Genomic DNA, 10,779 nt, shown 5'->3' on the forward strand with positions numbered 1-10,779 from the left:
ACTTTTTAGGACACTGAAATGACTCTTTGGGACATATGGTATTTTTGTGGAAAGTTTAATACGCTCATCAAGCTTGGCGGGCTTTGAAGGTTTAGTCAGGCGTTACGGGGTAAACCCGAATACGCTATTGGAACACGCGGGCATTTTACCTGCACAATTACGTGACCCCGACAGCTTTGTTGTTTATAGCCACTATTTACAGCTTTTAGAACTCGCTGCAGCAGCCTGCGACGAACCATGCTTTGGCTTAAAATTAGGGAGTCAACAAAGTATGAGCACCGTGGGCCTTATTGGGGCGTATATGTCGCGCCAGCCAACGATTCTTGATGCGTTAAACGTAGCCCAAAAATATATTTATCTACATGCAGAGGGCATTGTGCTTAACCTTGCTTTATATGGGCAAAATAGCTGCGAAGTACGATTTGTCCGTTTGTCTGATGAAAAGCAGGAATTTGTTCAAAAAGCGCAACTGGCTGTGTGTTTAGTCAATAAAGTAATGAAAGAGCTGGTGGGTCCCAAGTGGCGAGCCGATAAAGTATGCCTTCGGCAGTCGCCAGTGAGTGAACACACGGCCTTGTTTGCCAAGGTGTTTGGCTGTGAGGTTGAATTTAATGCTGATACTGATGCTATTTATTTTTCGAGTGCGTTTTTAATGTATAAACCAAAACTCAATGATGCCATTCTCGATACCCTCATTGCAGATCAGCTTGAGATGCAGCGTATAAATAAGCTCCCAGATGAAATGCTGCATATTGAAAGCGCCATGAAAATGCTATTGGCAACAGGGGACTGTAGTAAAGAAAACACGGCATTAAGTATGGGTGTTCACCCTAAAAAGTTACAGCGTATTTTAACTATGCATGAAACGACTTATCGACAACTGCTTGATGATGTTAGAAAGTCAGAAGCCGTTCGACTACTTCAACACGGTAATGTAAGTATGACCGATTTAGCCTTGCGGTTAGGTTATGCAGAATTGTCTATTTTTAGTCGTCGTTTTAAGGCCTGGTTTGGGGTATCACCAACACAGTGGCAAACACAGCACGGGGTGTCATAAAACTTTAATATATGTTTTTTCATATATGAGTTTTTTATATTCGTTTTTCCATATATAGTAGCGTTATCTAACGAAGGTGATGCTATGAATAACTTAGAACCTACGGCTTTTTTTAAATGCTTAGCAGATGAAACACGCTTAAAAACGTTGTTGCTGATCATGCATCAGCAAGAATTGTGTGTGTGTGAATTAGTGGCTGCTTTGGCATTGAGCCAACCGAAGATTTCTCGCCATTTGGCACTACTTCGAAAGTCAGGGCTATTATCAGATAGAAAACAAAGCCAGTGGGTTTACTACCAACTAAACTCAGATTTACCTAACTGGACGCAGCAAATTCTAAAAGCGACGTTAGACTCAAATTTTCAGCTAATCGACACTGACTTAACCCGACTTGAAACGATGGGGAATCGCCCCGAACGTCAAGCGCACTGTTGTTAAAGAGGACAGCACAATGACAATTAAAATAGGTATTAATGGTTTTGGCCGCATGGGACGCTTAACACTTAGAGCAGCACTGAATTGGCCTGAACTTGAATGCGTTCAAATTAACGACCCTGCCGGTGATGCAATTACCCATGCTCATTTATTTGAGTTTGATTCGGTGCACGGCCGATTACAGACGCCTGTCACGGTGGATCACGATACCATTCGTGTTGCTCATCATACAATTGCTGTGTCTAACAACAAAACCATCGCAGAAACTGACTGGTCAAACTGCGATATCGTGATTGAAGCCAGCGGTAAAATGAAAACCAAAGCCTTACTCGATGAATACTTAGCGCAAGGTGTAAAGCGGGTTGTTGTCACTGCGCCGGTTAAAGAAGACGGCGTGTTAAATATTGTGATGGGGGTGAACGATCATCTTTATAATCCACAACAGCATCAACTTGTTACAGCGGCGTCGTGTACTACTAACTGTTTAGCGCCTGTTGTAAAAGTACTACAGGAAAAGGTTGGTATTAAGCACGGCTCAATGACCACCATTCATGACATAACGAACACGCAAACTATTATTGATGCGCCTCATAAAGACTTGCGTCGTGCGCGTTCTTGCGGCACAAGTTTGATCCCCACCACAACAGGCAGCGCTACCGCTATTACCCATATTTTCCCTGAATTAAAAGGAAAATTAAATGGTCATGCAGTGCGAGTGCCACTGACCAATGCGTCAATCACCGACTGTGTGTTTGAATTAAAAGAAAGCGTGACTGAAAAACAAGTCAATGCGTGGTTTAAAGAAGCCGCCGATGGTGAGTTAAAAGGTATTTTAGGTTATGAAGAAAAGCCATTAGTGTCTATTGATTATAAAACCGATCCTCGCAGTGGCATTATCGATGCGCTCTCAACAATGGTTGTTAACGATACCCAATTAAAGCTTTACGTTTGGTACGACAACGAGTGGGGTTATGCAAATCGCACTGCTGAGCTGGTTCGTAAAGTGGCATTGTCTTAAGGTATTTTGATGCGTGAACAATTGGCAGCTTTGCCAAACGAATTAAAACAATACCTAATAATAACCGGTAATTACTGGGCGTTTACCCTCACCGATGGGGCGCTCAGAATGCTGGTGGTGCTGTATTTTCATCAGCTTGGGTATGAAGCATTAGCAATTGCCATGCTGTTTTTGTTTTATGAAGTATTTGGTGTAATTACCAACTTAGTCGGTGGCTGGCTCGGGGCACGTTTGGGGCTCAATAAAACCATGAATTTGGGATTATTGTTGCAACTTGTTGCGCTCGCCATGTTGTGTGCGCCCAGTCACTGGTTAACGGTCGGGTTTGTCATGACTGCACAAGCGCTGAGTGGTATTGCTAAAGACTTGAATAAAATGAGTGCTAAAAGTGCGATAAAGTATTTGGTACCTAAAGGCCATGAGGGAGAGTCAACCCTGTATAAATGGGTTGCTATTCTAACCGGCTCTAAAAATGCGTTGAAAGGACTCGGCTTCTTTTTAGGCGGCGTGTTACTCACATTATTTGGTTTCACAGGCGCTATTTTTGCCATGTTAGTGATGCTGGGAGTGGTTTGGATTTTAAGCCTGCTTACGCTTAATGCTGACATCGGAAAAGCTAAGAATAAGCCAAAATTTAAAACCTTATTCTCAAAATCGCGGGCAATTAATTTACTCAGCTTTGCCCGAATGTGCTTATTTGCTTCGCGAGATGTGTGGTTTGTAGTGGCACTGCCTGTGTATTTGGCAACGCAGTTTGGTTGGCAACACTGGTGGGTGAGTGGCTTTTTAGCGTGTTGGGTAATTGGTTACGGTTTAGTGCAAACTCAGGCACCGCGTATCACAGGCCATAAAAAAGTAGGTTTTTTGCCAACACGCCAAGCTGCAATGTGGGTAACTGCATTAACACTATTCACTTGTTTGTTGGCTACAGCACTGACATTAAACGTGTTTATGCAACTAAGCTTATTGATTGGTTTATTGATTTTTGGCTTCATTTTTGCGGTCAATTCATCGTTGCATAGCTACTTAATTGTTAGTTTCGCAGACAACGATGGCGTGTCGCTCGACGTGGGCTTTTATTACATGGCAAATGCGTTAGGACGACTAGTGGGAACGGTGCTCTCTGGTTGGGTGTTTCAGGTGTTCGGGCTGGTTGCGTGTTTATGGGTGAGTGTGGCTTTATTAGCAATGGCATCTGTTACGACCTGGTCGTTGAATAAAAAGTAAAAACTCATACTTTTTTTTATGTTTGTTGCTGTTAGTTTAGCAAGATAGTCTAAACTATTATCAAATAAACAATAAAAACGGGAATATTCAATGCGGCAGTTAGCATTAGCAAAAAAGCTTTTATGGCTTACCGTAGGAAGCATTTTTATTACAGTGTTTGTACTTTCTAGTGTGCTCTGGTGGCAGCTTTCACAAAGTAATGAGCAACTTGCTGGGCAGTCTGAAAAATTAATTGTTGCAGAGGTTGAAGATAAACTTTCTTCCAATGCGGCAGCATATGGCGAACAAGTCGCTGGCTTTATAAATGAAGCTTACCGTGTGCCTTATTCATTTGCAGCTATCCTCGGTGATGAACAAGCTGCAAATGCCATTACGCGTGATGCTGTGGTTGAATTAAACCGCGCATTATTAGAAAAAAATACACTTCTTTCATCTATCTATACCCAATTCGAACGCAATGGTTTTGATGGCCGTGATGCGAATTTTATAAGTGGTTATGATCATTCAGTTGCAGGGGCAGGTACCCTAGAAATTTATTTTACGCGTAATCGTGATGGTGCTATTGAGCAGCAAGTGGTTGAAGACGTAGAAGAAAAATATGTAGATAAACTGAGTGAATTCGGTCAACGAGAAGCCGAATGGTACCTTTGTGCAAAAGACACGAAAGTCCCGTGCATTATGGAGCCGTACCTATACGAAATTTCGCCAGGTTATTCAGAAATGATGACCTCACTTACGGTGCCTATTATTAGAAATAGTGAGTTCATTGGTGTTGCAGGGGTTGATTTAACGTTACCCGTGTTCCAAACAATGACAGAAAAACTGTCAAAAGAGCTGTATAACGGAAAAGCGCGCGTAACCTTATTAAGCTCGCTTGATTTGGTTGTAGGGAGCAGTCATTACAAAGATAAATTAGGCCGACCACTTAAAGAAGTCGTGCCTAAAAATATGCTTGATAACTACAACAGATTAAAAAAACAAAACGGAATTTTTAAGGTCGAGGACGAGTATTTAGTTAACTACCCCATCACCATTAAGCTTGCTAAAAAGCAGTGGAATTTATTAATCGAAGTGCCGACTGAACTTGCTCTTGAAGGGCCGCAAGCATTAGCTGACAGCATGAGCGAAAATGCTAATACGCTTGGAGGATTGATTTTAGTCACCGGAATTATTATCGCAGGCGCTGCTTTTGTGATCATGTTGCTGGTGATCCGTACTATCGTCGCTCCTCTTCAGCAGATACAGCAACGGGTTGATAATTTGGCAAGTTCAGAGGGCGATTTAACACAAACATTGCATGTTGATACCCATGAAGAATTGATTGCGTTGGCAACAGGGTTTAATGCTTTCTTAGCTAAATTAAGAGATCTTATCTGTGAACTGAAAAATGTTTCTGCGCAGACAAAACAACAAGCTGAATTAGCGACGCATGTGTCGGTAGATACAAAACACAATGTTCAATCACAGTTCCAAGAGATTGAAAGCGTGGTTACAGCCATGAACGAAATGAGTGCGACTGCCCTTGAAGTGGCACGAGCTTCTGAGCAATCGGCACTGCAAGCAGACGAAATTAATAGCCTTGTTGTAAACAGTGAGTCGAGCTTATCGTCGGCGGTAACTCAAGTTAAAACGATGTCGAGTGAGATTAAACAAGCGAACCAAGCCGTTGAAAAAGTGGCTGCGCGAAGTAATGACATTACACAAATACTTGATGTGATCAGAACCATTGCAGAGCAAACCAACTTATTAGCGCTCAATGCCGCAATTGAGGCTGCGAGAGCGGGTGAGCAAGGTCGAGGCTTTGCTGTTGTTGCGGATGAAGTGCGTGCACTTGCGTCAAAAACACGCGCATCAACTGACGATATTAGTGGTTTAATCGACAGCTTACAGCTAGAGGTCGGTAATGCATCAAAAGTCATTGAGCAAGGGGTTGTGCGTGCTCAAACTGCGGTAGACGAAACGTCTGTTGCATTTGATGCGCTGCATGAAGTAGTTGTTAAAGTGGATGAAATTACGCAACAGATCACCCACATTGCGACAGCAGCTGAAGAGCAAAGCTCAGTAACCGAGGAGATTAACCGTAATCTAACCCTAATCTCAGATGCTGCATCGCAACTAGCCGAGCTCTCGACTCAAGCCGGCGACGGTAGTCAAACGCTCAATGCGCTCGTGGCACAGCAGGATGATGAGCTTAATAAACTTAAAACCAAATAGCGTTTGAGTCGCACACTTCAAGCCGTCAGATTACTGAGTAACTGACGGCTTTTGTTTTTATACCGTACTTTAGCGTTTACTATTTAGGCAATTTATTAGACTAATAGTTAATGCGTTCAATTCTGACTTTTTTACTGGGTATTAAAATTAAAAAATACTGTCCCATATTAATTTAATTTATTTTAAATCAATTGCTTATATTTTATTTTCCTGTTGTGCTTTTTGCTTGAAAGGTGTTTTTCAAAATTCATACCCTACCTTTTGCCTAATCGTGTTTTGTGTCTTGCTGCTTTACCCTAAGTACAAAATAAATACTCACACAATTTTTCAAGATAAGTAGTAGGAGAAGTCATGAATATGAGGCAGCATGAAGCGTCAAAAACGCCTGCTGATCAGGAATCAGAGACGCTTAGTGGACAAAAAAGCTATCAAGCACTTCATAAACCCAGCAGTGAATTTTCAAGTCGCGATGAATACCTAGAACACGAACTACAAATTATGCAGCCAAAGCGTTGGCGTCCTAACTTACCCTTTAGGGATTATCGCTTTGAGCTCGAAGATTCAATTCCAGCAATGGCCGGTACAATCGGTAAAGTAGTGATGGTGGGAGCCATTGCAGCTACGTTTGCAGCACCACTTGGTCTTGGCGAAGGTTTTATATTAGAAAATGTGCGCTACGAGCTATTAATTGTATCCATCTTTATTTTATTGTTTTCAGGATTCTTTTTACCAACGGCAAACTTAGCTGGAACGCATGGACCACTTATTCCTTTAATTCCAATTGTTGTTGCTGCGGGAGGTCATCCCATGGCATTTGGTTTACTAATTGGGGCGTTTGGCTTGCTATTAGCGCTCAGTAAAGGGGGGAGTTTACTTGCTGGGTTAACCAGTCGCGGTGTGTGTGGTGGTTTGCTTCTTTACCTTGGTTTTATTGGCACTATTTCACAGGTTAAAAAGCTGTTTGCGTGGGCCGAAGGCATTGATATGACTCATATCGCATTTATCGTGATCTTATCAACCATTGTGCTTTATGCATTACTTGAGCATTATAAAAAGCGTTGGCTTGCTGTGCCATTAAGCTGTTTATTAGGGGGGTTACTTGCTTTTTCACTTGGCGCACCTTTTGAATTTAAAACAGCGCCGGGCTTGCCGAATATGAACCCAATGTATTGGTGGGGTGAAAATACAGGCTGGATGTTAGGTCTACCCACACTCGAAAGTTTTGTGGTGGTATTGCCATTTGCTGTACTGGCTGTGGCGATGTGGTCTCCCGACTTTTTAGGTCATCAAGTGTTCCAAAAAATTAGTTACCCAGAACGTACTGAAAAAGTACAAATGAACATTGACGACACAATGTTCAGTGCGTCAATTCGTCAAACGTTTGGCTCACTTCTCGGTGGTTCAAACTTTACCTCCTCATGGGGCACCTATATTGTGCCAGCAGCCATTGCGAAACGGCCAATTCCAGCGGGTGCAGTTTTAACTGCATTATTTTGTATTATTGCCAGTATTTGGGGTTACCCAATGGATTTAGCTATTTGGCAACCCGTATTGTGTGTAGCCTTGATTGTTGGGGTATTTATTCCCTTACTTGAAGCAGGCATGGAAATGACCCGAGAAGGTAAAACCACGCAATCAGCAGCCATAGTGGTGTTTTCATCAACCTTGGTTAATCCAGCATTTGGCTGGTCATTAACGATGTTGCTCGATAATTTAGGTTTAATTGGGTGTAAAGAGCGAAGCGCTGAATTAAGCCAAATGAGTCGTTGGATTATTCCATTAGTGATGTTTATTATTTTAACGGGGGTTATGGCTCTTGTAGGAATGTTGCCTGGGATCCCTGCATTAATGGCTGATTTTAGACACTAACTGATTTACGGGGTAAGGCTAAGTCGCCTTACCCTAGTTTATTTTAAATACTTAAATACGCGTTACTTAAATACCACCTGTTTATTACTACGGGTATAAGTGCGTGTTTCAGGTTTAGTCCATTGCCCTTTCTTAAGATACGATGTCGACACCACAAACTGGTTATCTTTAAATTCGCTGGTTGATTTAACTTTTGTAATTCCCTCTTTATTGCCAGTCACATTCTCGTAGGCAACAAACTGTGTCGGGCTCAGAACATTCATCGTACCTTGCGTGTAAAAACCTGCGGTGGTGAAGTAATAAAAAACCAGCGATTGTTTCTTGCTATCCCAGAAAATCATCGATTCGCCACCGTATTCACCCTCGTTAATTGAGTGAAGTGTTTTAATGGCGGTGCCATTTAGTGCACGTTGCCACGTACTTACATCTTGTACTGCTGGTTTGCCAGCTGTTACGTTGAAGTCTGATTGCCAAGTGCCTAAGTAAGGCTCAAATACTTTTAGTTTTTCATCGAGAGGTTGCTCTGTTGCAAGTGCTGTTAAAGAGCAAAAGCACAGTGATAGTAAAAATGATTTTATATATGCCATAATACAGCCTAATAAATTTCGTTCGTTTAGCTGAGTATAGGCGATAGTTCATTGATTAAGAAAACATTAATTACATTTTCATTGTTGTTTTTAGCATTGTTATGGCTCGCCTGTTGGCTGTTAAATATGCCATACCTTATCGCTGGGATTTACAGCGGTATAAGCTTAATTAGCTTTTTAGTGTATGGCTGGGATAAACGATTAGCAGTGCAACATGGTGAAGATGTGATCCGTGTACCTGAACGCACATTACACCTCTTAGGTGTGTTTGGTGGCTGGCCTGGATCATTAATTGCGCAACAATGGTTCAGGCATAAATCAAAAAAGCGCAGCTTTATCGCCGTACTGTGGTTAACTATTATCGTTAACTGTAGTGCGCTGTTTTCACTGTATTATTTACAGTTAATTTAAATACTAAAAGGAAAGCAGTGGCTTTCCTTTTTTATCAATAAATTACTTATTGCGATGCTTGGATAGATTCAATGCTATCAAGTTCGATGGTTAAAATCGTTTTCTTATCAACATTAACCCACTTTCGGTAAGTTAAGTAACCAGGTTTAGTTACCTCAATATCGTATTTACCTTCATTAAGCTCAATACCATCTTCGTAAACAGGCTTGATATTCATAATGCGCACTCGAGCATCATCAGGTGTTGTGATAACGGTTAAAGAAATAACTGACTCGTCTTCTATCACTTCAGATGAAGGTTCTACAATTGGTTCTGGTTGTGGTTCAATATCAGGACTTGATGAACAGCCTGCTAATATTAAAAAGGCAAATAATGCACTTAACTTTTTCATAATTACTCCATTTAATTGTTCACAATAAACATAACTGTTTATGATTTGAAATTTCATGAAGAATCAAGGAATAACAATAGGTATTTCAGGGGCTATTATTAGTCTTCCGTGACTTTCATATTTATTATCAATAATAAATTTGTGGTATTTTAGTATGTATCTTAATGAGGTTCAAATTATAGTTTTGAAAAATACATTATTTAATGATTTTTCATTATTGTTTATTTGATGAGTTAAAGGTTTGTTTGGTTGTTTTTACTATATAGCTCAAAAGTGATATTAAATTGACTCTGATTTATAAGGTTAAATAAGACGTGTTGTTTTGGAGTGTGGATAATTGTTGTCATCTGCTGTCCTTAGCGGTGTTGTTGTAAAGTGCCACTTTCGTATTTTTTGGCAAGCTCTTTCCAAGTATCAAAAAAGCCACTCTGGAAAAATAACTATCTGATACATTTAAAATTTGATAATTTGTTGTCTCATGATCTTTCCGTGAATAGTTTGATAGGCTATAGCCTTGATCGTCTCTATCATTTAACCGCCCCATTAAGCGTGTTAAGCCAATATCTTCACCTTAAACTAAATCGTCAGTGCTTATTTTTCCATGGGGTAATCCACCTTCGTGAGGCATTTTTGTGAAAAACTCAAATTTATTAACGAACCAAGGTAAAATTGACAGCGGTGCATCAAATTGCCAAGTTGATTTAAAGTCAGGTTTGTCTTTTCTTTTGATATTTCTATGAGAGACGATAGAGAGTTAGTTCCTTTGGGTAAAAAAGACTCAAAGTCGTTAGGGTAATTTAGTGAATCAGCTATAGTAATCAGATGCTTTACTCCTTCAGGAGGATTATTAGGATCTGTTATTTCTTTTAGGGGGGGGTAAAAATTGTTTAGTCATTTAAATGCTACTTTTTAATAGAAGTGATAACAGGTGTGATTGTAATAGCATCACCAAATTGCTCTAAGTTGATCAGCTTTCTCTCAAAGTTAAAAGTTTCAACAGAGTCATAGTCTGCTCCTTCTAATAAACTGTTTAAATAACTTAATTTCTCTGTATTACTTTTAGTGATTTTGCCAATATTCATGTTGTTAAAGAGCAGTGTGTTAGGTTTCTGTTGATCTAATTTTTAGTCAGATTTAAAGAATCACGTTTTCTTCAGTACTACCTTCTTGCTCAAAGGTAATATTAAACTTTCCTTGCCGAGTGAGATTAAAAATCGCACGCTGCCAATTTTCTGGTTGATTTTGTATTGCTGAATCAAACACTGTTTTAAATAAACCAATAATGTGGTCAGAAACGGCAATAGGGTGCTGAGTTTTATCAGCCTCTTTTTCATAAAAGGCCTGGCATGTAATGACTTCATCGTGCTGGCAATCTAAAACTAGCATCGCTTTCGACCAGTCATCGTTAATTTGTTGATAGAGATATTGCCCCAGCTGCTGTGGGATGTGTTTTGCGTATGTGTTCATGTGCTGTCCTTAGCATTGTAGTTATAAAGTGTCGTTTTCGTATTTTTTGGCAAGCTCTTTCCATGTGTCAAAAAAACCGCCCTGAAATAGGTAACTATCTGAA

The 10,779-nt window shown here is 40.4% G+C and carries 11 protein-coding genes; 7 read left to right on the forward strand and 4 right to left on the reverse strand.

Features of this window, described 5'->3' with window-relative positions; genetic code table 11:
• Positions 1 to 46: 46 nt before the first annotated feature.
• The 6 genes from JIG41_RS14115 to JIG41_RS14140 all read left to right on the forward strand — a co-directional run bounded on the left by JIG41_RS14115 (position 47) and on the right by JIG41_RS14140 (position 7,820).
• On the forward strand, positions 47 to 1,057 hold the full coding sequence (locus tag JIG41_RS14115) for an AraC family transcriptional regulator (RefSeq protein WP_199524975.1): 1,011 nt from the start codon (positions 47 to 49) through the stop codon (positions 1,055 to 1,057).
• Positions 1,058 to 1,141: 84 nt separating this feature from the next.
• Positions 1,142 to 1,495 carry a metalloregulator ArsR/SmtB family transcription factor gene (locus tag JIG41_RS14120; protein ID WP_036972337.1) on the forward strand — a complete coding sequence of 118 codons (354 nt, stop codon included), beginning with the start codon at positions 1,142 to 1,144 and terminating at the stop codon, positions 1,493 to 1,495.
• A 13-nt stretch (positions 1,496 to 1,508) separates the two neighbouring features.
• Entirely contained in the window at positions 1,509 to 2,510 is a 1,002-nt protein-coding gene (locus JIG41_RS14125; protein ID WP_180311711.1) for an ArsJ-associated glyceraldehyde-3-phosphate dehydrogenase, read from the forward strand.
• Positions 2,511 to 2,519: 9 nt separating this feature from the next.
• Positions 2,520 to 3,737 (forward strand): organoarsenical effux MFS transporter ArsJ, encoded by a 1,218-nt coding sequence (gene arsJ / locus JIG41_RS14130; RefSeq protein ID WP_118845175.1) that lies wholly within the window; start codon positions 2,520 to 2,522, stop codon positions 3,735 to 3,737.
• Positions 3,738 to 3,827: 90 nt separating this feature from the next.
• Positions 3,828 to 5,951, forward strand: a complete 2,124-nt coding sequence (locus tag JIG41_RS14135) for a methyl-accepting chemotaxis protein (RefSeq protein ID WP_065978940.1) — start codon at positions 3,828 to 3,830, stop codon at positions 5,949 to 5,951.
• A gap of 351 nt (positions 5,952 to 6,302) precedes the next feature.
• Positions 6,303 to 7,820, forward strand: a complete 1,518-nt coding sequence (locus JIG41_RS14140) for a DUF3360 family protein (RefSeq protein ID WP_036972331.1) — start codon at positions 6,303 to 6,305, stop codon at positions 7,818 to 7,820.
• Positions 7,821 to 7,882: 62 nt separating this feature from the next.
• Here the strand turns inward: JIG41_RS14140 and JIG41_RS14145 are convergent, their stop codons facing one another.
• Complete coding sequence (locus tag JIG41_RS14145; RefSeq protein WP_065978941.1) at positions 7,883 to 8,407, reverse strand: hypothetical protein; 525 nt, start codon at positions 8,405 to 8,407, stop codon at positions 7,883 to 7,885.
• 51 nt (positions 8,408 to 8,458) lie between these two features.
• Between JIG41_RS14145 and JIG41_RS14150 the strand changes: the two genes are divergently transcribed.
• Positions 8,459 to 8,818 (forward strand): DUF1294 domain-containing protein, encoded by a 360-nt coding sequence (locus JIG41_RS14150; protein WP_036972329.1) that lies wholly within the window; start codon positions 8,459 to 8,461, stop codon positions 8,816 to 8,818.
• Between the two features lie 46 nt (positions 8,819 to 8,864).
• Here JIG41_RS14150 and JIG41_RS14155 read toward each other — a convergent pair whose 3' ends face one another.
• The 3 genes from JIG41_RS14155 to JIG41_RS14165 form a co-directional block, all read right to left on the reverse strand.
• Positions 8,865 to 9,209: a PEGA domain-containing protein gene (locus JIG41_RS14155; RefSeq protein ID WP_199524976.1), complete on the reverse strand. Its 345-nt coding sequence runs from the start codon at positions 9,207 to 9,209 to the stop codon at positions 8,865 to 8,867.
• 902 nt (positions 9,210 to 10,111) lie between these two features.
• Positions 10,112 to 10,291 (reverse strand): hypothetical protein, encoded by a 180-nt coding sequence (locus JIG41_RS14160; protein ID WP_199524977.1) that lies wholly within the window; start codon positions 10,289 to 10,291, stop codon positions 10,112 to 10,114.
• 52 nt (positions 10,292 to 10,343) lie between these two features.
• Complete coding sequence (locus tag JIG41_RS14165) at positions 10,344 to 10,676, reverse strand: DUF600 domain-containing protein (RefSeq protein ID WP_199524978.1); 333 nt, start codon at positions 10,674 to 10,676, stop codon at positions 10,344 to 10,346.
• Between the last annotated feature and the right edge of the window lie 103 nt (positions 10,677 to 10,779).

Source organism: Pseudoalteromonas sp. bablab_jr011 (assembly GCF_016464045.1).
GTDB lineage: Bacteria > Pseudomonadota > Gammaproteobacteria > Enterobacterales > Alteromonadaceae > Pseudoalteromonas > Pseudoalteromonas lipolytica.

Bases quoted from the DNA above. Each gene is read 5' to 3' on its own strand.
- JIG41_RS14120 (WP_036972337.1), top strand. From the start codon at position 1,142: ATGAATAACTTAGAACCTACGGCTTTTTTTAAATGCTTAGCAGATGAA.
- JIG41_RS14125 (WP_180311711.1), top strand. From the start codon at position 1,509: ATGACAATTAAAATAGGTATTAATGGTTTTGGCCGCATGGGACGCTTA.
- arsJ (WP_118845175.1), top strand. From the start codon at position 2,520: ATGCGTGAACAATTGGCAGCTTTGCCAAACGAATTAAAACAATACCTA.
- JIG41_RS14135 (WP_065978940.1), top strand. From the start codon at position 3,828: ATGCGGCAGTTAGCATTAGCAAAAAAGCTTTTATGGCTTACCGTAGGA.
- JIG41_RS14140 (WP_036972331.1), top strand. From the start codon at position 6,303: ATGAATATGAGGCAGCATGAAGCGTCAAAAACGCCTGCTGATCAGGAA.
- JIG41_RS14145 (WP_065978941.1), bottom strand. From the start codon at position 8,407: ATGGCATATATAAAATCATTTTTACTATCACTGTGCTTTTGCTCTTTA.
- JIG41_RS14155 (WP_199524976.1), bottom strand. From the start codon at position 9,209: ATGAAAAAGTTAAGTGCATTATTTGCCTTTTTAATATTAGCAGGCTGT.
- JIG41_RS14160 (WP_199524977.1), bottom strand. From the start codon at position 10,291: ATGAATATTGGCAAAATCACTAAAAGTAATACAGAGAAATTAAGTTAT.
- JIG41_RS14165 (WP_199524978.1), bottom strand. From the start codon at position 10,676: ATGAACACATACGCAAAACACATCCCACAGCAGCTGGGGCAATATCTC.